General features: G+C 71.6%; 21 protein-coding genes and 1 pseudogene. 10 read left to right on the forward strand and 12 right to left on the reverse strand.

Annotated features, from left to right (window positions below; genetic code table 11):
- Nucleotides 1-19 precede the first annotated feature (19 nt).
- Nucleotides 20-583, reverse strand: a complete 564-nt coding sequence (locus ACIQZN_RS22150; RefSeq protein WP_403996444.1) for a TetR/AcrR family transcriptional regulator — start codon at nt 581-583, stop codon at nt 20-22.
- Between the two features lie 100 nt (nt 584-683).
- Here ACIQZN_RS22150 and ACIQZN_RS22155 point away from each other — a divergent pair, with 100 nt between their 5' ends.
- The gene (locus ACIQZN_RS22155) at nt 684-2,138 is read left to right on the forward strand and encodes an MFS transporter (protein ID WP_403996650.1); all 1,455 of its coding nucleotides are present in this window, start codon (nt 684-686) and stop codon (nt 2,136-2,138) included.
- Nucleotides 2,139-2,191: 53 nt separating this feature from the next.
- Nucleotides 2,192-3,085, forward strand: a complete 894-nt coding sequence (locus tag ACIQZN_RS22160; RefSeq protein ID WP_403996447.1) for a virginiamycin B lyase — start codon at nt 2,192-2,194, stop codon at nt 3,083-3,085.
- A 27-nt stretch (nt 3,086-3,112) separates the two neighbouring features.
- Here the strand turns inward: ACIQZN_RS22160 and ACIQZN_RS22165 are convergent, their stop codons facing one another.
- The 4 genes and pseudogenes from ACIQZN_RS22165 to ACIQZN_RS22180 form a co-directional block, all read right to left on the reverse strand.
- A complete protein-coding gene (locus ACIQZN_RS22165) occupies nt 3,113-4,204 on the reverse strand; it encodes a GDSL-type esterase/lipase family protein (RefSeq protein WP_403996450.1) in 1,092 nt (363 codons plus the stop codon).
- Nucleotides 4,205-4,408: 204 nt separating this feature from the next.
- Nucleotides 4,409-5,362, reverse strand: a pseudogene (locus tag ACIQZN_RS22170) (RNA polymerase sigma factor); the annotation flags it as partial.
- Between the two features lie 51 nt (nt 5,363-5,413).
- A complete protein-coding gene (locus tag ACIQZN_RS22175) occupies nt 5,414-5,815 on the reverse strand; it encodes a YciI family protein (protein ID WP_403996453.1) in 402 nt (133 codons plus the stop codon).
- 15 nt (nt 5,816-5,830) lie between these two features.
- Nucleotides 5,831-6,376: a hypothetical protein gene (locus tag ACIQZN_RS22180; protein WP_403996456.1), complete on the reverse strand. Its 546-nt coding sequence runs from the start codon at nt 6,374-6,376 to the stop codon at nt 5,831-5,833.
- A gap of 82 nt (nt 6,377-6,458) precedes the next feature.
- On the opposite strand from ACIQZN_RS22180, the gene ACIQZN_RS22185 reads away from it, so the two are divergent.
- The 5 genes from ACIQZN_RS22185 (at nt 6,459) to ACIQZN_RS22205 (ending at nt 14,261) form a co-directional block, all read left to right on the forward strand.
- Nucleotides 6,459-6,998, forward strand: coding sequence for an O-acetyl-ADP-ribose deacetylase (locus ACIQZN_RS22185; protein ID WP_403996459.1), 540 nt, complete (start codon nt 6,459-6,461; stop codon nt 6,996-6,998).
- 123 nt (nt 6,999-7,121) lie between these two features.
- Nucleotides 7,122-8,105 (forward strand): hypothetical protein, encoded by a 984-nt coding sequence (locus ACIQZN_RS22190; protein WP_403996462.1) that lies wholly within the window; start codon nt 7,122-7,124, stop codon nt 8,103-8,105.
- Between the two features lie 52 nt (nt 8,106-8,157).
- Nucleotides 8,158-10,005, forward strand: a complete 1,848-nt coding sequence (locus ACIQZN_RS22195; protein WP_403996465.1) for an HSP90 family protein — start codon at nt 8,158-8,160, stop codon at nt 10,003-10,005.
- A gap of 2 nt (nt 10,006-10,007) precedes the next feature.
- Nucleotides 10,008-12,926: a hypothetical protein gene (locus ACIQZN_RS22200; protein ID WP_403996468.1), complete on the forward strand. Its 2,919-nt coding sequence runs from the start codon at nt 10,008-10,010 to the stop codon at nt 12,924-12,926.
- Nucleotides 12,927-13,118: 192 nt separating this feature from the next.
- Nucleotides 13,119-14,261 (forward strand): MFS transporter, encoded by a 1,143-nt coding sequence (locus ACIQZN_RS22205; RefSeq protein WP_403996653.1) that lies wholly within the window; start codon nt 13,119-13,121, stop codon nt 14,259-14,261.
- On the opposite strand, the gene ACIQZN_RS22210 is transcribed toward ACIQZN_RS22205, so the two are convergent.
- The 3 genes from ACIQZN_RS22210 to ACIQZN_RS22220 all read right to left on the reverse strand — a co-directional run bounded on the left by ACIQZN_RS22210 (nt 14,253) and on the right by ACIQZN_RS22220 (nt 16,779).
- Complete coding sequence (locus tag ACIQZN_RS22210; protein WP_403996471.1) at nt 14,253-15,095, reverse strand: hypothetical protein; 843 nt, start codon at nt 15,093-15,095, stop codon at nt 14,253-14,255. The two genes, ACIQZN_RS22205 and ACIQZN_RS22210, sit on opposite strands and share 9 nt — an antisense overlap.
- Complete coding sequence (locus tag ACIQZN_RS22215) at nt 15,092-16,345, reverse strand: glycosyltransferase family 4 protein (protein ID WP_403996474.1); 1,254 nt, start codon at nt 16,343-16,345, stop codon at nt 15,092-15,094. Before ACIQZN_RS22215 ends, ACIQZN_RS22210 begins: the two co-directional genes overlap by 4 nt.
- 65 nt (nt 16,346-16,410) lie before the next feature.
- Nucleotides 16,411-16,779 (reverse strand): VOC family protein, encoded by a 369-nt coding sequence (locus tag ACIQZN_RS22220; RefSeq protein ID WP_403996477.1) that lies wholly within the window; start codon nt 16,777-16,779, stop codon nt 16,411-16,413.
- A 20-nt stretch (nt 16,780-16,799) separates the two neighbouring features.
- On the opposite strand from ACIQZN_RS22220, the gene ACIQZN_RS22225 reads away from it, so the two are divergent.
- The 3 genes from ACIQZN_RS22225 to ACIQZN_RS22235 all read left to right on the forward strand — a co-directional run bounded on the left by ACIQZN_RS22225 (nt 16,800) and on the right by ACIQZN_RS22235 (nt 18,945).
- Entirely contained in the window at nt 16,800-17,183 is a 384-nt protein-coding gene (locus ACIQZN_RS22225) for an NUDIX hydrolase (RefSeq protein ID WP_403996480.1), read from the forward strand.
- 228 nt (nt 17,184-17,411) lie between these two features.
- Nucleotides 17,412-18,155, forward strand: coding sequence for a class I SAM-dependent methyltransferase (locus ACIQZN_RS22230; protein WP_403996483.1), 744 nt, complete (start codon nt 17,412-17,414; stop codon nt 18,153-18,155).
- 49 nt (nt 18,156-18,204) lie between these two features.
- Nucleotides 18,205-18,945: a class I SAM-dependent methyltransferase gene (locus ACIQZN_RS22235; protein ID WP_403996486.1), complete on the forward strand. Its 741-nt coding sequence runs from the start codon at nt 18,205-18,207 to the stop codon at nt 18,943-18,945.
- Between the two features lie 9 nt (nt 18,946-18,954).
- Here the strand turns inward: ACIQZN_RS22235 and ACIQZN_RS22240 are convergent.
- The 4 genes from ACIQZN_RS22240 to ACIQZN_RS22255 form a co-directional block, all read right to left on the reverse strand.
- Nucleotides 18,955-19,762 (reverse strand): IS5 family transposase gene (locus ACIQZN_RS22240; RefSeq protein ID WP_403996656.1). Its coding sequence is split into 2 segments (ribosomal slippage): nt 18,955-19,408 and nt 19,407-19,762, totalling 810 coding nucleotides; the frame shifts between segments, so codons are not numbered across the junction.
- Nucleotides 19,763-19,825: 63 nt separating this feature from the next.
- Nucleotides 19,826-20,230, reverse strand: a complete 405-nt coding sequence (locus ACIQZN_RS22245; RefSeq protein ID WP_403996489.1) for a squamosa promoter-binding protein 15 — start codon at nt 20,228-20,230, stop codon at nt 19,826-19,828.
- A gap of 310 nt (nt 20,231-20,540) precedes the next feature.
- Nucleotides 20,541-21,098: a GNAT family N-acetyltransferase gene (locus tag ACIQZN_RS22250; RefSeq protein ID WP_403996492.1), complete on the reverse strand. Its 558-nt coding sequence runs from the start codon at nt 21,096-21,098 to the stop codon at nt 20,541-20,543.
- Nucleotides 21,099-21,144: 46 nt separating this feature from the next.
- Complete coding sequence (locus tag ACIQZN_RS22255; RefSeq protein ID WP_403996495.1) at nt 21,145-21,366, reverse strand: e9imm peptide; 222 nt, start codon at nt 21,364-21,366, stop codon at nt 21,145-21,147.
- Nucleotides 21,367-21,557 lie beyond the last annotated feature (191 nt).

The following is a 21,557-nucleotide window of genomic DNA, read 5'->3' on the forward strand; positions in this document are numbered from 1 at the left end:
TTCGGACACCGGCCCCGGGTCAGGGCAGCCGGTCGACCAGCCCGTCGACGTACTCCGGAGTGAGTGGGCCCATGCCGAACAGGACCCGGCTGTACATCGGGGCCAGCACGTAATCCAGCACGGTGAGCGCTTCGGGAGCGGACTCGCCCCGCTCGTGAGCGCGGTCGAGCATGGACTGCAACTGCCTGATGCGCTCGGTCCGCAGGGCGTCGCGTGCCTGCATGCCCTGCTCGCCCGCGTTCGCCAGGGCGACCGCCAGGTGCAGGACCGCCGGTCCTTCGGGTCCGGTGATCTCCCGGGCCACCTGGGAGGCGTACGTACGCAGATCGCCGTCCAGGCTCCCGGTGTCGGGCATGGGGGAGCGCGCGTTGAGGCGGTTGAGCGCCACATCGCAGAGCAGGGCCTCCAGATCGCCCCACCTGCGGTAGATGCTGCTGTCGGCCACGCCCGCGCGGGCCGCGACCTCGCCGACGGTGAAGTTTCCGTAGCCGCGCTCGCTGATGAGCTCGGTGACGGCCTGGTGCACCTGCGCGCCGACCCGCGCGCTGCGCCCACCGGGCCGCCGGGCTCGCTGTTCGTCCATACACCCCACTTTAACGCAGCCATCACTTGCGTTTACGCATCGGCCTCCCTTACAGTCGCCTAACGCAGTCGTTGACTGCGTTAGGAAGCGAGGGGTTCCCATCACTGCATCGCATGCGGCCGCAGACAGCCGGCCGAACCGCGCCGTGCTGCTCACGGTGACCTGCCTGGGCCAGTTCATGGTCCTGCTCGACAACACGATCGTGGGAGCGGCGCTGCCCGACATGCAGCACCGGCTCCACCTGGAACTCACCGGCCTGCAATGGATCGTCGACGCATACGTCCTGCTGGTCGCCATGCTGCTGCTGTCCGGCGGCATCTTCGCCGACCGCTTCGGCCGTAAACGCGTGTACCTGACCGGTGTCGCGGTGTTCACCGTCGCATCGGTGGTGTGCAGCCTCGCGCCCTCGCTCGGCTGGCTGATCGCGGGCCGGGTGCTGCAAGGCATCGGCGCGGCGGCGCTCAGCCCCGCCTCGCTGGCCCTGCTCGCCGCCGCATACCCCGTGCCGCAGGAACGCATCAAGGCGATCGGGCTGTGGGCCGGTCTCAGCGGCGTCGGCCTGGCCGCGGGCCCCGTGATCGGCGGCGTGCTCACCGACGCCTTCGGATGGCCCGCCATCTTCCTGGTCAACCTGCCCATAGGCGTGGTCCTTCTCCTGGCCGGCCTGCGCCATCTTGAGGAGGCCCGCAATCCGAATGCCCCCGCGCTCGACATCCCCGGGACGGCGCTGTCCGTCCTGGGTGTGGGGGCGCTGGCCTACGGGCTGATCGAGGGCGGGGCGCGCGGCTGGACGTCGCCGCTGATCCTCGGCAGCTTCACCGCCGCGGTGCTCCTCCTCGCCGCCTTCGTGGCCGTCGAAGCGCGTCGCCGTGCACCGATGCTGCCGCTACAGCTGTTCCGGGAGCGCCTGTTCACCGTCTCCAACACCGCCATGGTCGTGGTCGGGTTCGCGCTCGGCGGCTCGACGTTCTTCTTCTCCCAGTTCTTCGTGTACGTCCAGGGCAGCTCGATCCTGCGCGCCGGACTCCAGACCCTCCCCGCCACCCTCGCCATGGTGATCGTCAGCCCGTACGCGGGCCGCCTCGCCGCCCGGCACGGCTTCCGCATCGTGGTCACCGCCGGTCTGGCCCTGGCCGGGCTCGGACTGCTGGCCCTCGGCACGGTGCACGCCGACACGGGTTACGGGAACGTGTGGTGGCGGCTGGCGGTCGTGGGCGTCGGCTTCGCCCTGACGATGTCTCCGCTGACCGGCGCCGCCATCCAGGCCGTCAGCGCGCAGGAGGGCGGTCTGGCCTCGGGCATCAGCAGCACCACCCGGCAGATCGGCTCGGTGCTCGGCGTGGCGGTCCTCGGAGCCGTGGTCCGCGGCCGGCAATCCGGCGGCGCCTCCTTCGAGACCGGCCTCGACGGCGCCTTCCTGACGGCGGGTGCCATCACCCTGGCCACCGCCGTGTTCACCGGTCTGTGGTTGACGAGAACCACACCCGCGGAAGTCGCTGCCGCGCCGGTACGGTCTACCGAAACGCCGAAGACCACCGCGGTGGACAGCCGCTGAAGGGCCGCGCACACATCCCGGCCCCGCCACCGAGTACGAACGGAGGAACCCCCGTGCACGACGCGACCCGGGTATCGATCGAAGAGCACACGGTGTCCGACGCCGAGGCCGGACCGTACACCCTCACCACGGGACCGGACGGCGCCCTGTGGTTCACCCTCGTCCACAGCGGCCGGATCGGCCGCCTCGTCCCCGGCGGGGAACCGACGACCCACCGCCTCGACCCCGACAGCGGGCCGACCGTGATCACCCCAGGTCCGGCCGGCGCGCTGTGGTTCACCGAGTACCGGGCCGACAGAATCGGGCGGATCGCCGTCGACGGCGCGATCACCGAGTTCGACGTACCCGGCCCCGGCTCCGGGCCGTTCGGCATCGCGGCGGGACCGGACGGCGCGCTGTGGTTCACCGAGACCGCCGCCGACCGCATCGGCCGCATCACCGTCGACGGCGACGTCACCCGGTTCCCGCTCCCCGCCACCGGGGCGTTCCCGTCCGCGATCACCGCCGGGGGCGACGGCGCGATGTGGTTCACCCTCAACCAGGGCAACGCCATCGGGCGGATCGGCATGGACGGGGCGGTAGCCCTGCACCCCCTGCCCACGGAGGCGGCGGGCCCGGTCGGCATCGCGGCCGGCCGGGACGGAGCGCTGTGGTTCACCGAGATCGCCGCCGGTCAGATCGGCCGGATCACCCCCGACGGGCGGATCACGGAGTTCCCGCTGCCCGACCGGGCCGCCCGGCCGCACGCCGTCACCGTCGACGGACAGGGCGCCGTGTGGTTCACCGAGTGGGGAGCCAACCGCGTCGCCACGATCAGCTCGGACGGCTCCGTCACCGCCCACGACCTGCCCACTCCCGACTCGGAACCGCACGGCATCACGGTCGGCCCCGATGGCGCCCTGTGGACCGCGCTGGAGACGGGCTCACTCGCCCGCATCGCGCCGTAGGCCGCCACCGGTCGCCTGAACACCCCGTCAGGTGACCGGCCCCAGGCGCATCGCGCCGGGCCCGCTGCCCGGGGTGTTGGTGCAGCGGTGGTCGGCTGCGGGCTGCTGGAGTTGCAGCGTCAGGCAGGTGCCGAGTGCCTGCTGTCCGTAGCGGTTGGGGTGGAGGGATTCCTGCTTCTGTCCCTGGCCGGCGCCGCTGGTCACGAAGCGGATCCACTCGCTCGTGGCGCCGCTCGGCGGGTGCGCCAGGTCGGCCTGCCGGGTGGTCGTGGAGCACACTTCGCGCCCCTCGAAGGAGCGCGACAGGTCGAGGAACTCGGCGCCGGCTTCGCGGGCCGCGCCCGCCAGGGTGGTGCTGACACGGGGCACGAGCTCGTCGTGTGCCCAGGTGAGGTCCTTGTCGAAGAACGGGCAGCCGCCGGTGTTGAGGCGGTCGTACTTCTCGCCGGGGTAGCGCAGACGGGCGGCGTCGGGCAGCGGGGAGGGGTAGGACTGCAACACGAGACGGTAGGAGCCGGCCGGGTGCCCGGCGCGGGCGAGGGCGGACTTCACGTCGGCCAACGTGTTGACCGCCGCCTGCCGGACATCCGGCAGCCGCTCGTCGACCCGCTGGGATGCCTTCGGCGCACAGGGCGAGCCGCCGAAGGGCTTGAGGAAGTTGCTCGCACACCCCGTGATGATGGAGGAGAAGCCGAGATCGTTGCCGCCGATCGATACCACCACTGCACGCACCGGCTGCCCAGTCACTGCCTTCTGGAGCTGACCCGCCTGGGACGGCTCGCCCTTGAACGGCTTGCCGCCGTGCTCCGGCAGTAGCACCGCCGTAGAAGTCGCCCCAGAACAGGCGAGGTTGAGATGGCGTACGTCCAGCGTGAGCGACTGGACCTCCGCTACGTCGGAGCGGTTGCATCCGTTGTCGTAGGAGGGGCCGTACACCCGGCGCTGGTCAGTCTTTTTGGTCTCCGGCTCCCAGGCCCGGTCGGTTCGCGCATAGCCGTTCTTGGACTCGTTGCTGTTGCCGGCCCAGCGACCGGCCTCGCCGGAGATGAAGCTGTCGCCCAGGGACACCACCCAGGACGTGGCGGCCGCATCGGCGCTCGCGGACGGAGATGCGGACACCGTGCCCGCTGCCGCCAGGACACATGCCGAAGCGGCTGCGAGCGCCAGCATCCTGGAACGTCGTGAACTGGAACGTCGTGAAGAGGAGGGAGTCATGCCCGTGTTGTCGGCAGCGGGGCCGCGAACGTTGAAGGCCGCGCCCCGTTTACAGCCGATTGGATCAGTGCAAGATCGTTTCTCCCGGCCTTCCGGTTCCCGTGCGGGTCACCCCGCCCCGCCGTGCCGCAGGCATGCCGCCCGCCCGGTCAGGTACCGCTGCTCCGGTGTGCTGGTGGCGCGCACGGCGTGCAGCCGGTGGTGGCCGGTCAAGGGACCGTCGCCGGAGTCGAGGGCGTCGAGAAGGGCGAGTCCGGCGGCAGGCCCTTCGCTCATGGCCACGGCGACGGCCCGGTTGAGGGCGACCACGGGGTTGGCGCCGTCCGCCAGTTGATCCAGCAACGCGTACAGGGCGGCGATCTGCGGCCAGTCCGTGTCCTCGGCGCGGGCCGCGTCGTCGTGCAGGGCCGCGATGGCCGCCTGGAGGCGGTATTCGCCGGGGCGGCCCCGGCCCAGCGTGCCCGCGAGCAGGGCGGCCCCCTCGCCGATGAGCCGCCGGTCCCAGCGGATGCGGTCCTGCTCGTCGAGCGGGACCAGCTCGCCGCCCGGGCCGGTGCGGGCGGGCCGCCGGGCCGCGGTCAGCAGCATGAGCGCGAGCAGCGACGCCGCCTCGCCCTCCCCGGGCAGGGCCCGGTGCACGCCCCGGGCGAGCCGGATCGCCTCGGTGGCGAGATCCGCGCGGTGCAGCGCGGGGCCCCGGCTCGCGGCGTACCCCTCGTTGAACATCAGATACAGCACCCGCAGTACCGAACCGAGCCGCGACTCCCAGCCGTCCATGCCCGGCTCGGGTACGTCGAACGCCACACCGGACGCCTTGAGACGCTGCTTGGCACGGCTGATGCGCTGCGCCATGGTCGCCTCCGGGACGAGATACGCGCCGGCGATCTCGGCGGTGGTCAGACCGCCGACCGCCCGAAGGCACAACGCGATGGCCGAGGCCGGGGTGAGCGCCGGGTGGCAGCACATGAACAACAGCGTCAACGAGTCGTCCTGCCCGGCGGCGGCCCCCGACGCCGGCTCCCGCGCGGCCTTCTCCTCCCGCTCCCGCCCTGCGGAGCGAGAGAGCGCAGCAGGTCCTCGACGCGCACCGGGGCGTTCACGGGGCGCCCCGGCTCACAGCTCGCCGTGCTCGTCGGCCGTGACCCGCCGCACCTCGACCGGCTGCTGCGTGGGCACACCGCCGGGGCCCGGAACGGCGGAGATACGGGCGGCGATCTCCAGCGCGCGCTCCTCCGACTCGACCTCGAAGACGTTGAAGCCGGCCAGGACCTCCTTGGACTCGGCGAACGGCCCGTCTGTCACCACCGGAGGCGCGACGCCGTCCGCACGGACCGTGCGGGCCTGCCGCGGATCGGCCAGTGCCATGAACTGGACCAGCTCGCCGCTCTCGGTCAACTCCTTGGTCAACAGGGCGTAGTAGTCGAAGTGGGCCGTGATGTCACCCGGCTGCCAGGTGTCCATCGGCTCCTCGAAGACCCCGCCGTCGTGGTTGACCAGCAATATGAACTTCGCCATCACGTACTCCCGTTGTCAGTTGTCCGTGGATTCCGGAAAAGAGAAGTAGAGCGCGTCGGCGTAGAACGACGCGAAGTGCCGCTGCCAGTCGGCCCGGACGGAAGCGAGCCAGGTGTCGTTGCGGCCGGCGACCGCCGCCTCGGCGAGGGCGACTGCCTCGGGGACGTCCTCGGACGCCAGGCGCCGTACGCTCTCCGCCGGGTCGTCGTCCGTCATCGAGACGATCTCGCCCGTTTCGAGCAGGAAGTACTTCGCCTCCTGCTTCTCCAGGTGGGCCGTGGTCCTGGCCATGCACGCGGCGAACTCGGCGTCGTCCTCCAGGCCGTTGCCGACCGCGCGCAGGACGTCGCGGAGCAGCGCCGCCCCGGCGGCGTAATCCGCCGCGATACAGATCGGGTGGTTCCAGATCATGGACGGGACCACCGTCGTCCCGTGCCCCACCAGGAGCTTGTGCGCGAGCGGGATGTCCCAGTTGTGCTCGGATATGCAGCGGACGCGCTGCGGGATGTCCGCGTCGCTCGGAACCGAGTCGGCGGAGTAGAGATACGAACGATTCGCCATGGTGGCGACGCTAACACCGGGCACTGACAACGCCGTCGGACAACTCCCGTGCGGCCGGGAGAGGGCAGGGCATGATGACCGCATGAGCACGCCTTCCGACGTCACCGTCACCCTCGTACGGGGAGACATCACCCGCCAGTCCGTCGACGCCGTCGTCAACGCCGCGAACTCCTCGCTGCTCGGCGGTGGAGGTGTGGACGGAGCGATCCACCGCCGGGGCGGCCCCTCGATCCTCGCCGCCTGCCGGGAACTGCGCGCCTCGCGGTACGGCAAGGGGCTGCGCACGGGCCAGGCCGTCGCCACCACCGCCGGAAGGCTCGACGCCCGCTGGGTGGTGCACACGGTCGGCCCGGTGTGGAGCAAAACCGAGGACCGTTCGGCCCTGCTGGAGTCGTGCTACCGCGAATCCCTGCGGCTCGCGGCGGAACTCGGGGCGCGTACCGTCGCCTTCCCCGCGATCTCCACCGGCATCTACGGCTGGCCCATGGACGACGGAGCCCGCATCGCCGTCCGCACCGTGCTGGCGGAGGCCGCGCCGCCCGTCGAAGAGGTGCGGTTCGTGCTCTTCGACGCGGACGCGTACGGGGAGTTCCAGGAGGCCCTGGCGGCGGAACGCCCCTGAGGAAGACCGGATCCGCGTCCGTGCCGGACGTATGAAGCAGTCGTGAAGGCCCTGTGGAGCCGTTGTCGGTGCGGCCGCTTATGCTGCACCGAACGATCAAGCGGGACCAGGGGAGGGCGCGGCATGTTCGGCAAGCTGTTCGGCAGGGCTGAGGAGAGAACGGCGGCCGGTCCGCACGCGCTTCCGACCCCGCGCAAGCAGAACGGGATGTACACGCTGCGGGCGCTCGGGGACACGCGGGTCCTCGTCCTGGTGGAGGCCGCCCGGGCGGGGGACTGGGAGGCGGTCAAGGCGGCACTGACGCCCTTCGACCTCGGCCGCGACCACCAGATCCTCAACGAACTCGAAGAGCTCGACGGTGTGCAGGACTGGATCGGCAGGGCGGCCGAGGAGGACAAGGAGCACCGGGCGACCGCCCTGCTCATCGCGGGAGCCCGCCACATCCAGTGGGGCTGGGAGGCACGCACCGCCGCCCGCGCGTCCCAGGTGACGCGGGAACAGTGGCGGGTCTTCCACGAACGGCTCCGCATCGGTGAGGAGCAGCTCCTCGAAGCCGCCGAGCTGCGGCCCGAGTGGGTCACCCCGTGGCGGCGGCTCCTCACCTCGGGCCGCGGCATGTCCCTCGGCGCCGACATCACGGAGGCCCGGCTCGACGCGGCCCTGCGCCGCGCCCCGCTGGACCTGGAGACCCACATCGACTGGATCTCCCAGTTGCAGCCCCGCTGGGGCGGCGAACCGGGCGAGGCCCTGCGGTTCGCCCGCGACGCGTACGCCGAAGCGCCGGAAGGCGACCGCATCGGCTGCGTGATACCCATGGCGCACATCGAGGACTGGGTCGAGTCGGACGAGACGGACTGCCTGAAGACCGACGAGATCCGGGAAGAGCTGCGCCGCGCCGCCGAGCGCAGCATCCTCCACCCCGCCTACGAACGGCGCCCGGGCTGGCAGCACGACTTCAACATCTTCGCGATGGCCCTCTCGCTGGCCGGCGAGCGGCAGACCGCGAAGCGCGTGTTCCACGCGCTCGACGGTGCCTTCACCAGCTGGCCGTGGGCCTACTTCGGCGAACCGGAGAAGCAGTTCGCCCGCCACCAGCGCCGCGCCTGACCGCCCACAGGCCCCCTCCCATCCGCCCGCTCCTCCCTCCCCGGACTGCCTGATGACAGCACCCGACACCACCACGCGACCGACCGGCGACGACCGCACCTTCCAGGTGGATCTGCGCGGTCTCGTCGACCTCCTCTCCCACCACCTCTACTCCAGCCCGCGCGTCTACCTGCGCGAACTCCTGCAGAACGCCGTGGACGCGCTGACCGCCCGGCACAGCCTCGAACCAGGCGCCCCCGCCGACGCGTTCGGCATCCGCCTGTACGCCGACGGGGCCGTCGTACGCTTCGAGGACGACGGCGTCGGGCTCACCGAGACCGATGTCCACGCCTTCCTCGCCACGATCGGCCGCAGCAGCAAGCGCGCCGAACGGATCGCCGAGCAGCGCGGCGACTTCATCGGCCAGTTCGGCATCGGACTCCTCTCCTGCTTCCTCGTCGCCGACGAGATACACGTCCTCAGCCGCTCCGCCCGCACCCCCGACGCACCCGCCGTCGAGTGGCGGGGCCGCGGCGACGGCAGCTACACCGTCCGCACCCTGCCCGCCTCCGCCCGCCCGGAGCCCGGCACCACCGTCACCCTCACACCGCGCGCCGACGCGGGGGAGTGGACCCGCCCGGCGCAGGTCGCCGCCCTGGCCCGGCACTTCGGCTCCCTGCTGCGCCACCCGGTGACGGTGGACGACGGTAAGGGCGGCCCTGCTGCGCGGATCAACCCGGAGCCCGCCCCCTGGGCCCGTACCTACCCGACCCCGGGAGCTCGCTCCCGCGCCCTGGCCGCCTACGGCACCGAGGTCCTCGGGTTCGAACCGCTGGACACCCTCGATCTCGACCTGCCCGCCGTCGGGCTCAAGGGCATCGCCTGCGTGCTGCCCGAGACCGTGCCGACCGGCCGCCGCCACGGCCACCGCGTGCACGTCAAGGGCATGCTGCTGTCCGAGCAGGCCGAGGAGATCCTGCCGGACTGGGCGTTCTTCGTCCGCTGCGTGGTCGACGCCGAGAGCCTGCGCCCCACGGCCTCCCGGGAGTCCCTGTACGAGGACGACACCCTCGCCGCCGTACGCGACGCCCTCGCCGAAAAGCTGCGCGCCTGGATCTCCCGCATCGCCGCCAGCGACCCGGAGCTGCTCGCCCGCTTCCTGGGCGCCCACCACTTGGCCGTGAAGTCGCTCGCCGTGCACGACGACGAGATCCTGCGGATGCTGCTGCCGTGGATTCCGTTCGAGACCACCGACGGGTCCACCACCCTCGACGAGTTCGCCCGCACCCACCGCACCGTGCTCGTGACCTCCAGCGTGGAGGAGTTCCGGCAGGTCGCGGCCATCGCCTCGGCCGCCGGGCTCGGCGTCGTCAACGGCGGCTACACGTACGACAGGGAACTCGTCCACCGGCTCCCCGAGCTCCGGCCCGAGGTCAGCGTCGCCGACCTCGACCCGGCGACGCTCACCGCCCATCTGGACCCCGTCGACCGTGAGACGGAGCTCGCCGCGGCGCCCTACCTCGCCCTGGCCCGCGACGCCCTCGCGGTCTTCGACTGCGACGTCGCCCTGCGCACCTTCCAGCCCGCCTCCGCCCCGGCCCTCCTCATCGACAGCCGCGACGCCCGGCACGAGCGCACCCGCTCCCAGCTCGCCCGCGAGCAGCAGGGCGGGGTGTGGGGCGACATCCTGGGTGCCCTGCGCCAGGAGGTCCCGCGCGCCCAGCTGATCCTCAACCAGCTCAACCCGCTGGTGCGCACCGCCGCCGCCATCGACGAGCCCGAGCTGGCCCGCACCAGTGCCGAAGCCCTGTACGGGCAGGCCGCGATGCTGTCCCGGCGCCCGCTCAGGCCCGCCGAGACGAGCCTGATCAACCGCTCCTTCCTCGATCTCCTCGCCCACGCCCTCCGCAAGGACAGCTGACGATGCCGACCGCACCCCAGAACACCGACGAGCTGTACGACGCGCTCCAGGAGAACCAGCGGCGCCCCTACGGCCGTGCCCGCACTGTCGCCGCCGAGGAACTCGCGGAAGCCGCCGAGCGGTTCGAGGACCCCCTCGCCCTGGTCCGTACGCTCTTCGAACTCCAGGAGGCGTACACGTACGGCTCCGAGCCCCGCAAGTCGCCCGTCGTCTTCGCCCGGTTGCTCACCCTCTTCGACGAGCAGCCCGACGTCTTCACCGACCGGCTGCGCCATCTGGTGTTCTGGCGGTTCAAGTGGGTGGCGAACTCCCTGCGCGCCCTGCCCGAGATACCGCTGACCAGCCTGCGCCAGTGGCTCACCGAGATGCGCGGCCGGTACGAGAAGGCCGGCCTCGGCCTCCAGCCGTACTACGCGCAGACCTACCAGCTCGCCGCCCACCTCGGCGAGGACACCGCCCCCGCCTACGAGCTGTGGGCGGCCCGCACCCGCACCCCGTTCAGCGACTGCGAAGCCTGCGAGATCTGCGAACGGGCTCTGTACCACCTCGCGGCCGGCGACGACGCCCGCGCCCTGCGCACCTGGGAACCCGTCCTCGACGGCAAGGAGAGCTGCCAGGAGGAGCCCGCCCGCTCCCTCTCGTACGCGCTGCTGCCGCTGCTGCGCACCGGTGACGCCGACCGCGCCCGCGAACTCCACCTCGTCGGGTACCGGGGCTGCCGCCGCAACCCGTCGATGGCCGGGGAGGTCGGCCGGCACCTGGAGTTCTGCGCCCTGACCGGCAACGAGGCCCGCGGTCTCGAACTGCTCGCCGAGAACCGGGTCCTGTTCGCCGAGGTGGACTCGCCACTGGACCAGTTCGACTTCCTCACCGGCGTGGAGGTCCTGCTGCGGCGGGTCGAGTCCCTCGGCCACGGCGAGCTGCCGGCCGCCGGGTACCCGGGCCGCACCTGGACCGTGGCCGGACTGTGCGCCGAGGTCCGGGAGCGCGCCGGCGAACTCGCCGCCCGCTTCGACGCCCGCAACGGCACCACGGCCCACGTCGACCGGCGCACGGCCCGCCTCGACCGCGCACCGCTGCTCGACGCGCTGGAACTGACCCTGCGCACCCGCGCCCTCGACGACCTGGCCCCGGCCGCCGCACCCCCCGCCCAGAAGGCGCCCACCGTCCCGGAGACCGTCCCCGAGCTCATCGCGCGGGCCCGCGAACTGGACGAGCAGGCACACCCCGACGCGCAGCTCTGCTGGGACCGGCTGCGCGCCCTCGTCGCCGCCCGCGACTACACCCACCCCGAGGACCCGGCCGTGGGCCCGCTCGTCAGGCTCCGTGCGGACCTGCTGGCCGACGAGGCCGGCCGGGCCTCCGACGTGGACGAGGACGCGCGGGCCTCCGCCCTCTACGAAGAGTCCGCCGCCCTGTACGGGACGGCCGAGCTCCCGCAGGCCGCGGCGGTGGCCCGCGCCGGCGCCGCGATCTCCGCGGGCGTGGCCGAGGCCGAGGCCGCCGAAACCGCCGACGAGAAGGCACGGGCGCTCACCGTCGCCCACGCGCGCATCGTCCGGCTGCACGAGGAGACGCCCGGACTCACGCCGTACCAGGAAGGCCGTCTGCTGCGGCTCCGCGCGACCCTGCTCGGCCTGCGCGTGCAGGCGGCGGGGAGTGAGGAACACGTCGCGGAGGCAGCCGCCGAAGTGGAGCTGCTGCACACCTTCGCCACCGAGCACGACCTGTCGGTCCAGATATCCGGCGCCGCCCTGCTCCTGGCCGGCACCCACGCCGTCTCCGGCGACCTCCCCACCGCTCTCACCGAGCTCGACGCCCTCCTCGACCGGCTGCGGCAGCACGGCCCCGCCTGGCACCTTCCGCGCACGCTCGGACTGCGCGGCCGGATCCAGCTCGGCCTGCGGGACGCGGAGGCGGCCCACACCGGGCTGTCCGAAGCCGTGCGGGTGGCAGCCGAGTGGCCCGCCGGGATCGCCGACACCGCCAGCCTCCACGGCGACCTGGCCGAGGCGTGCATGCACCTCGGCCGCCCCGACGAGGCACTGCGCCACCTGACGCGCTCCGCCGAACTCGACCTCCGGCACGGCAAGCGGACGGGCGCCTTCTGCACCTACAGCAACGCCGCCCAGCTCAGCCTGGACCTGGGACGGGTCGAGGACTCCATAGCCCTCCTCGACTCCGTCCTCGCCGAACCGGACGTCGCCGCCGGAGAGCTGGACGACCGGCTCACGGCCCAGCTGCGCCTGCTCCGCGCCCGCGCCCTGCACGCGGGGGAGGACCTCAAGGCCGCCACGGCGGAATTCGTCGCCCTCGCCGCCGAGTCGGCGGACTGGGCCGACGACCCCGGGAGCCACGCCATGATCGCCGCGGAGACGGCCGTGCTCCTCGCCGAGGCCGGCGACTTCGACCGGGCCGGCGAAGCCGTCGGGCAGGCGCTCGCCGCCCACTCCCGCGCCCCGCGCTACGAGCAGCTGAGCAACGCCCTGCGCGAAATCGCCCGCCTCCAGGCCGAACAGCAGGGCGCCGACGGTCTCCCCGACGCCCTCGCCCGCCTCGCGGACGCCGAGCGGATGGCCGACGAGGCCCGCGCCGCCGGGTACGAACCCCAGGGCCGCTCCCTGGAGACCGCCCTCGCCTACGAGCACGGCCGGGTCAACGCCTACGCCGGGGAGTACGAGGACGCCCTGACCGCCTTGGAGAAGGCCCTCGGCGGGCTCGGGGAGCCCGGACCGGAGAACGCGGGCGAATGGGCCGAGTGCGTCCGGCTCGCGGGCGTCGTGGAGGGCATCTACCTGGAACGGACCGTCCCCGCCCTCACGCGCCTCGACACGGCGATCCCGCGCCTGACCGCCCTGGGCCGCACCGAGGAGACGGAGTCCCTGGCCGCGCTGGCAGCCCGGCTGCGCGACGAGAAGTGACACGCTCACCGGGCCTCCGCCCACGAGGAGGCCCGGTGAGCCCCCGGTATTCGGTTGCGTCGGGGCCGGGCGGCCCGATGAGCTGACCCCATGGACGGCGCCGGGAAGCAGACGGGACGGGCGAGGCCGGGCGGGGACGGCAGGACCACACCCCCCGCGCCGTGGCACCGATGGGCGGTGCTCGGGGCCCTGATGCTGGCCGCCTTCACCCTCAACACCGCGGAAAACCTGCCGATCGGCCTTCTGGAGGTCATCTCCGGAAGCCTCCGTGTCCCGGTGTCGGCAGTCGGTCTCCTGGTCACCGGCTACGGCCTGACCGTGGCCGTCGCGTCACTGCCGCTCGCCCACACCATGCGGGCCGTGCCCCGACGCCACGTGCTCACCGGACTGCTGGCCGTGCTGATCGTGTCCAGCCTGCTCGCGGCGTCGATCGCCTCCTACGGGGTGCTCCTCCTCTCACGGCTGTTCACCGCGCTCGCCCAAGCCTTGTTCTGGGCCGTGATGGGACCGGTCGCGGTGGGCCTCTTCCCGTACGAAGTCCGCGGCCGCGTCGTCGGGGCGCTGTCCGTCGCCGGTTCACTCGCCCTGGTGCTCGGCATTCCCGCCGGAACATGGCTGGGCCGCCAGAGCGACTGGCAGGTGCCCATCGCCCTGCTCGCGGCGCTGGGGCTCGCCGCCCTGGTGCCGATCGCCGTTCTGCTGCCGACGTCGCGTCCCGAGGAGGAGAGCGCCGCCTACGGATCCGCTCCCGATGCCCGCCGGTTCGCCGTCGTCCTCGCGGCCGGGACCCTGTCCGCCACCGGCGCCTTCGCGGGATACACCTACGTCGTCGCGTTCCTGGGCGAGGTGAGCGGGTTCGCCACGAGCGCGGTCAGCGCCCTGCTCGTGGCGTTCGGCCTGGCATGCCTGGCCGGAGTGAGCATCACCGGGGCCGTGCTGGACCGCTTCCCGCGCGCGGCCCTGACCGCCGCCGTCGCCACCCAGGCGGTCGGCATGCTCGGTCTGTACGCGGCCGGAGCCGAGCCCGTCGCTGCGGTGGTGTTCCTGGCGCTGATGGGCGGGGCGCTCGGACCGGTCTTCATGACCACCCAGAACGCGATGCTGCGGTGCGCCCCGGGCCGCACGGACATCGCGCTCGCGGCGAACTCCGGCTCCTACAACGCCGGAATCGCGGCGGGCGCCGCACTCGGCGGGCTGATCCTCTCGCTCGCCGGAGTGCGGGGCACCTTCCTCTGCGGCGGTCTGCTGACCGTCGCGGCCTGCGCCGTCCTGCTGGGTGAACGCCTGCTGCCACGTCCGAGGCGCACCCCCGAGAACGAGGCACCTTCACCGTGAAGGCTGCGGTGCGATCTCCACAGAGAGGTCGTTGTCGAGGGTGTAGTACGGGCGCACCGACACCCCGCCCACCGTGGTGGCCGGGTAGACGAACACCGTCTTCCGGTCCGCGACGTCGTCCAGCAGCCGGGCGACCCGCGCCCGGGGAGCACCGGCGCCGGGGTGGACGAACACGTCCCAGACCGCCGGTGCGCCGCCCACCCCGTCCGCCAGGAGGTCCGCGTAGTCGACCGTGAACGAGAAGTCCTGGCCCCCCTCGACGCTCAGCGCGCCCCGCGCCACTCCGGCCTCCCGTCCGCGCCGGATCAGCGACACCTCCGCGTCCTCGCCCAGCTCGGCACCGTACAGCCGCGCCGACACCGTCATCGCGTCGGATCCGACGGTGATCCGCCCGGACTCCGCGTGCGTGGCGCGCCGCCAGGCCCGTATGGCGAGCCGGCCGTCCTTGGTGGCGTACGGGATCCGGACCGCCAGCGGCGCGCCCCGTACGGCATCCCCACCGGACACCAGCCCGCGCAGATCGCGCAGGCCGGGCAGCAACGGCACGCGCTCCTCGTCCGGTCCGGTCACGACATAGGCGTCCCAGCGGCCTTCATCGAGGGCGGGGTCGGGCTCCAGCACGGCCTGCCACTCGTCCGGCCCTGCGGGCTCCAGTACGAGAGAGCGCCCGGTCTCCTCCGGCTGCCCCTTCTTCGGGCGCGGCTGAAGCAGCAGCCGTGGCCGCGCCGAGGCGGGCAGGGGCAGTTGGACGCGTACGAGCAGACGTCCCCCGTCCCGCACGGACACCGCGCCACGGGGTTTCTCCTTCAGCCCGCTCATGCCGTCGCCACTCATCGTCGCGCCTTCCGTGCGGCCCTCACGACACTGCCGGCCGCGATGAGCATGGTGTCCCTGGCCGCGAAACCGCTGCTCGCCAAGGCGCGTCCCGTTCCGGTCACCGTGCGGCCCTCACGCCGGGCGGCCAGCAGTTCCTCGAACAGCCGCTCCGCCTGCGCCACGACGGGCGTGGGGCCGTAACGCCGGGAATTCTCCCGTGCGTTACGCCCCATGCGGCGGCGCAGTTCGTCATCACCGACGAGGTCCAGCAGGGCGCCGGCCAACGCGTCCCGGTCCCCGACGGGCACCAGTCGCCCGTCCTCCCCGTCGGCGATGATCTCGCCGGGGCCGTACGGGCAGTCGGTGCTCACGACGGGCAATCCGCAGCGCATCGCCTCGACGATGGTCATGCCGAAGGACTCGAAGTCGGAGGTCACCGCCGCGATCGACCCCTTGACCCACTCGGCCTCCATCGGGATCGCGGCGCCCATCAGGAAGACGTTGTTGTACAGCCCGAGCCGGTCGATGAGCGCGCGCAGCCGGTCCCGCTCCTCGCCCCTGCCGTATATGCGCAACTGCCAGTCGGGATAAGCCGCCGCGACCGCCGCGAAGGCGTCGATCAGCAGGTCGAACCGTTTCACGGGCGCCAGCCGTCCGGCGGCGACCACGATGCGTCCCCGGCTGTCCGCCGGGGCGAGGACCGGGGCGGGGACACTGTTGGGCAGCGACTCCACCCGTACACCAGGCAGCCGCATCTTGCGCCGGTAGACGGCCGAGTCGGCCTCCGTGACAGGGGTGATCGCGTCCAGGCGCGGATAGGTGCGGCGCAGCGCCTTGCGCAACCGAGGGGGGTGGTGGTCGAGCGCGAGATGTTCCTGCCCGACCCGCACCGACCGCTGCGGCGCGTGGACAGCCAGGTGGACGTTGAGCCCGGGGCGCGTCCCCACGACGACATCGGCGTCGAGCGAGGTCAGCGCCTCGCCGATGCGCTCATCGGTGAGCGCGCTGTACTCGCTGTAGCGGTACTCGGACGAGGGAAAGACCTTCGCCGGTGCGAGGTGTCGCGGGTCGTCCTTCTCGTGCCGCAGATCCACCAGGGGCCGTAACCGCACCCGCGGATCAAGCGCGATGCTCGGGCGCTCCCTGTTCCGCAGCACGGAGATGATCTCCACATCGTGCCGATCGGCCAGTGCGCCTGCCAGGTTGAACGTGGTGGTGATCGTCCCTCCGATCGCGTACGCGTTGTGGATGAGGAATGAGATTCGCATGCAGTACAGGACGGTCGGCTCGTACGGAAGGTTGCCCGCACGGCCGCCTGCCCTGCCCGAAGCGGTCACCCGGTCCGGATCGGCTGCGTGAGGTTCACCGGATTGCCGTCGGGGTCCAGGATGTGGGCGACACGCTGTCCCCACGGCATATCGTTCGGGCCGCCGCTGACCGATCCGCCCAGCGCCTCCACCCGGCCGAGCGTCGCGTCGACATCGTCCACATCGATGCTGAGCAGCATCCGGGGTGCCCCGGCTTCCGCCGCTTCCTTCTTGGCGACCAACCCGAGGTCGGTGTCGCCGATTCGCAGCCCGAGGTAGAACACGGGGCCCTCGGCCGGCACCCGGAAGATCTCCTCGGCGCCGAACAGTTCCGTGTAGAAGCCGGCCAGGACGTCCTGGTGGGCGGTGAGGATCACTGGCTGAATGGTGGACATGACGCTCCTGCCGTGAACGGTTGGGTCATCCGGGTAGACCGCTCGGGGACGGTGAACTCATCGGTCACCGATGGCGGGGCTGGGTTCCGCCGGGCGGCCGGGTCGAGCCGGGTGAGACGCCCCGCGAGGGCGCGCGGCGCGAGCTCTTCGAAGAGACCGGCGTGGCGGCGGAACTGCTGCCGGAACCCGCCGTGGCGACGGTGCGCTCCTACCACCCGCGATGGCCGGCGACGCTCGGGCTGTCGTACGTCGCGATCGTGGACTCCAGTACGCCGCTGAACGCGGAGAGCGGCCAGCCCGCTGCCTGGACGCCCCTGCATGAGGACTGGGCCGGCTGCTTCCCCGAGGACCCGTCGCGCATCCGCGCCCACGCGCGATTTCTGCGCGGATCGTCCGCCCGGTGATGGGCCCGGCCCATCTGGTGGGAATCGTCGGGCCGGCGCGGCTGGGAGCAGCCCCTTCAAGGCTCTCGGTGCACGGCTCACCGGGCGCGCGGCCGGGGCGGGTGGTCGGGTGACGGTGGGGGCCGCGCAGGGCGGGAGCCGGGCGCTCCGACTGTCGGGGCACATGGGGTGACCTGGTCTTTTGCCGTCGGCGCTCCTAGGGTCGGACGTGATCGAAAGGGGGCCCGGGTGGACCGGACCGCGCGTACCGTCGAGGAAGTTTTCGCACTCCTGGACGGGTTGTTCGTCTCCGAAGCCGGGAGCGGCCCGTTGGCGGCCGGGGACGGCAAGGATTTCTGGGACCGGTTCTACGCCGACAGGTCGAGGCCCGTCCCGTTCTTCCCAGTGAAGCCGGACGAGAGCCTGGCCGGCTACCTCGATCGGGGCCTGATCGCGCCCGGCCGGGTCCTGGATCTGGGCTGCGGGGCGGGACGCAACGCGTTGTACCTGGCTTCGCGCGGCTTCGAGGTGGACGCCGTGGATCTCTCCCCGGTGGCCATCGCCTGGGCCCGGGAGCGCGTGGCCGATGCGGGGGAGGACGTCCGCTTCGTGTGCGGCAACGTGTTCTCCCTGCCGGTCACGGAGCTGAGTGGACCGTACGACCTGGTCGTCGACTCCGGGTGCTTCCACCATCTGCCGCCGCACCGCAGGGTGAGCTACCTCGCCCTGCTCGACCGCGTGCTGGCCCCCGGCGGCCATCTCGCCCTGAGCTGCTTCGCGGCCGGTGCGGAGGGAATGGGCTCCGAGCTCGCCGACGCGGACCTCTACCGCGAACGCCGGCTGCACGGCGGCCTCGCCTACACCCCTGAATCGCTGCGCCGGATCTTCTCCGACCTCATGGAAGTCGAACTGCGCCGCATGCGGGCCGAGCCACCCGAGTCGCCCCTCTTCGGCGCCGGGTTCCTGTGGACGGCCCTGTTCCGCATGGGCTAGCCACCGAATCACGTTGACCGGCCGCGGCCGGTGGTGCTTGGGTCGATACGTGGACAGCATCTCCGGCAACAGGCGCTTCTGGAATCGGATCAGCAGCGCCTACCAGCACAAACACGACGCGCAGATCGGCGCGATGCCCCGCCTGTGGGGCACGTACGCGATCCCCGACACACACCTGCGAGCGCTGGGCGACGTCACCGGCAAGCGCGTCCTGGAACTCGGCTGCGGCGCCGGCCAGTGGTCCAGGGCGCTCGCGGCCGAAGGGGCCTCGGTGGTCGGGTTCGACCTGTCCGAGGAGCAGCTCGCCGCGGCGGCCCGCGCGATGGGGGCGGCCCGCTACCCGCTGGTGCAGGGAGCCGCCGAACACCTCCCGTTCGCCGCCGACAGCTTCGACCTGGTGTTCTGCGACTACGGCGGGCTCAGCTGGGCGCCCCCGCACCTCGCCGTGCCGCAGGCCGCGCGCGTACTGCGGCGCGGTGGGCGCCTGGTGTTCAACGTCGCCAGCCCCTGGTTCGAAGCCTGCTACGACGAAGCCACCAGCCGCGCGACGACGACGCTGCAACGGGACTACTTCGGCCTGGACACCATCGACGAGGACCAGGGCGCGGTCAGCTACCAGCTCACCTACGGTGACTGGATCAGGGTCCTGCGCGGCGCGGGCCTTGTCATCGACGACCTCATCGAACCGCGCCCCGCCCCGGAAGCGGCCAACGGCTACAACAAGACCGCCCCACCCGACTGGGCCCACCACTGGCCGGCGGAAGCGCTGTGGGTGGCCCACAAACCCTAACTGATCGTTTCAGAATGAGGTTCGCAGGCGGCGGAGACATATGAGGCTGCATGCCAGTAGGAGCAGGCCCTGGTGGAGATCAGCGCGTCGTTCGTAGCGGATGCGGAGTCGTTTGAATTGATGCAGCCAGGCGAAAGCGCGCTCGACTACCCAGCGGACCTTGCCCAGTCCGGACCCGTGGGCTACGCCACGGCGGGCGATCATCGGCTTGATGCCGCGCTTCCACAACAGGCGGCGGTACTTGTCGAAGTCATAGCCGCGGTCGGCGTACAACCGTCGAGGCTTGCGTCGGGGGCGCCCCCGCAGACCCCGGATCGATGGGACTGCGTCCAGCAACGGCAAGAGTTGGGTGACGTCGTGCCGGTTGCCGCCGGTGAGAGTCACGGCGAGCGGGGTTCCGTGGCGGTCGACGATCAGGTGGTGCTTGCTGCCCGGACGGGCACGGTCGACAGGTGAGGGGCCTACGTGATCCCCCCTTCAGCGCTCGGACGTGCGAGCCGTCAACGGCGCAGTCGTCGACGTCGAGCAGGTCGACGCGACGCAACTCGTTTAGCAGGGCGGCATGCAGGCGGGCCCAGACGCCGGCTTCGGCCCAGTCCCGCAGTCGGCGCCAGGCCGTCACCCCGGAGCAGCCCACGCTCTCTGCGGGAACGTCACGCCAGGCGACACCAGTCCGCAGGACGTACATGATGCCCGCGAGCGCGGTCCGATCCGGCACACGTAGGCGTTCGGGATGACAGTGGCGCCGCTCAGGTGCCGGTGGCAGCAGCGGGGCAACGCGCTCCCAGAGGTCGTCGGGAACTGAATCTGCAGGCATGCCGGATACCTTGCCGAGATGGATCATCGAGTTCAAGAGCACGGCGCCAGCTATGGGTCTACCTCACCAGCTCTGATAGAAGCCATCGTCCTCCTCGTCCGGCTCCAGCGGTGCGAACTGCCGCAGTTCGCCATCCCTGATCATCCATATGCGGAAGAACCCCTCCTCCTGATCCATCACCAGGAGCTGTACCAGATTCGGCTCGCGCCACGGCATCTCGAACACGCGCTGCCTGAGCGCGTCAAGGTCGGCATGGTTCAAAGCACCCGCCCACACCTCGCACTCCGGGTTCTTCCACCCACCCCAGTCATGGGTCTCCGGACTCGTGAGCAGTTTCAAGAAGCCGACTCCGTGGGCCTCTGGATGGACACGACGAGGGGCGTCCGTTCGCAACCACTCGCTCAACGCCTCCGCGCTTGCACTGTCCGCCACATCAATAGAGATCATCACGTTCGCCACCCAGCTCATAGCGATCGTTGTACAGCAGCGGTCAGTACACCTGCCTGACCATTTCCCCGCAGTCCCGTCCTCCGCGGTCTCTCCCGACCAGCACGTCTCATTCTGAAACGATCAGTAAGCGAACCCCGGGGCAGGGGCGAAGTTCGGCCACCATGGGGGAGTGGGGGTCGTCCCCCAGCGGGAAGACCCCCACCCCCTTGCGTACCGCGACGAAGCCCATCCCAAGCTCGACGGCCACCGCCCCGCCCAGGAGGAACCCGCGCGACTCGATGCCGCACACGGCCGTGACACCGGAGCGGATTCCCGGCTCGTGGAGGCCCTACAAGGGTGGCTCGGTGGAGTCGTCGGGCAGCAGGGAGAACAGAACGAGGTCGACGCGGCCGTTGTGCACGAAGCCCGCATCGCGCAGGATGCCTTCGCGGTGGAATCCGGCCCTGAGGGCGACCTTCTGGGAAGCGGTGTTGCCGGTGGCGGCCCGTAGCTCCAGCCGCTGGAACCGCTGCTCCGTCAGAAGCCACCGCGCCACTGCCCGAGTGGCTTCGGTGGCGATGCCAACCCCACGGCCCCAAGGGGAGATCCAATAACCGACCTCGCTCGTCCGAGCCCGCCAGTCGGTCTTCTTCAATCCAACCGTGCCCATCAGCCGTCCGTTGGGGGAGTCGGTGACCGCGAAGTGGATGCCGTCACCGGATTCACGGAGGGCCGACGCCACGTTCGTACACCAGGAGGTGGCGTCTTCCAGGGTGTAGGGCTGAGGGAGCGGCAGCCACTGCTGGGTGAGCGGATCCGAGCAACTTGCCTGCGTGTCGGGGATGTCGCCGCTGCCGAACGGGCGAAGGAGCAGTCGTTCGGTACGCAGCACCGTCTCAGGAAACATGTTCCTCCGGGGTATCAGTGGAGGTCAACCCGCCCTGAGCGCCGCCTCACAAAGCGATCGGCCGATACGTCAGGGCTTGGTCGACTACTTCTTCAGCCGAGAGTTCTCGTTCCGGAGGCCAGTAGATCAAGTCGCTGACGTGACCGGAGGGGCATGCCAGGGCTCTGTCGAGCCTCTCCAGCGTTTCCGTCATCTCGTCGTCGGAGGCGTAGTCCACATCCATGACGCGCTGCACGAGCGCGACCGCCTCCGCGCGGCTCATCTTCATTGCACCCACCGTAGTGTGCCGCTGAATCTCCTCAACGACGCAGGGGACGATGGTGACTTCGGGGTGTCGCCGTGACGCTACTGGGCGGTAATCTTCGGGTCCGTCCGCGATCCGGGGGGTTCCCGCGTGGACGGTCGGCGACGTCGGGGCCCACCCGGCGGGTGTCAACCTCGCGTACACCTCCCTCGTCT

The sequence above is a fragment of the Streptomyces sp. NPDC097595 genome (assembly GCF_044761525.1).
Classification (GTDB): Bacteria; Actinomycetota; Actinomycetes; order Streptomycetales; family Streptomycetaceae; genus Streptomyces; species Streptomyces drozdowiczii_A.

Bases quoted from the DNA above. Each gene is read 5' to 3' on its own strand.
- ACIQZN_RS22150 (WP_403996444.1), bottom strand. From the start codon at position 583: ATGGACGAACAGCGAGCCCGGCGGCCCGGTGGGCGCAGCGCGCGGGTC.
- ACIQZN_RS22175 (WP_403996453.1), bottom strand. From the start codon at position 5,815: ATGGCGAAGTTCATATTGCTGGTCAACCACGACGGCGGGGTCTTCGAG.
- ACIQZN_RS22180 (WP_403996456.1), bottom strand. From the start codon at position 6,376: ATGGCGAATCGTTCGTATCTCTACTCCGCCGACTCGGTTCCGAGCGAC.
- ACIQZN_RS22185 (WP_403996459.1), top strand. From the start codon at position 6,459: ATGAGCACGCCTTCCGACGTCACCGTCACCCTCGTACGGGGAGACATC.
- ACIQZN_RS22190 (WP_403996462.1), top strand. From the start codon at position 7,122: ATGTTCGGCAAGCTGTTCGGCAGGGCTGAGGAGAGAACGGCGGCCGGT.
- ACIQZN_RS22195 (WP_403996465.1), top strand. From the start codon at position 8,158: ATGACAGCACCCGACACCACCACGCGACCGACCGGCGACGACCGCACC.
- ACIQZN_RS22200 (WP_403996468.1), top strand. From the start codon at position 10,008: ATGCCGACCGCACCCCAGAACACCGACGAGCTGTACGACGCGCTCCAG.
- ACIQZN_RS22205 (WP_403996653.1), top strand. From the start codon at position 13,119: ATGCTGGCCGCCTTCACCCTCAACACCGCGGAAAACCTGCCGATCGGC.
- ACIQZN_RS22210 (WP_403996471.1), bottom strand. From the start codon at position 15,095: ATGAGTGGCGACGGCATGAGCGGGCTGAAGGAGAAACCCCGTGGCGCG.
- ACIQZN_RS22215 (WP_403996474.1), bottom strand. From the start codon at position 16,345: ATGCGAATCTCATTCCTCATCCACAACGCGTACGCGATCGGAGGGACG.
- ACIQZN_RS22220 (WP_403996477.1), bottom strand. From the start codon at position 16,779: ATGTCCACCATTCAGCCAGTGATCCTCACCGCCCACCAGGACGTCCTG.
- ACIQZN_RS22245 (WP_403996489.1), bottom strand. From the start codon at position 20,230: ATGAGCTGGGTGGCGAACGTGATGATCTCTATTGATGTGGCGGACAGT.
- ACIQZN_RS22250 (WP_403996492.1), bottom strand. From the start codon at position 21,098: ATGTTTCCTGAGACGGTGCTGCGTACCGAACGACTGCTCCTTCGCCCG.
- ACIQZN_RS22255 (WP_403996495.1), bottom strand. From the start codon at position 21,366: ATGAAGATGAGCCGCGCGGAGGCGGTCGCGCTCGTGCAGCGCGTCATG.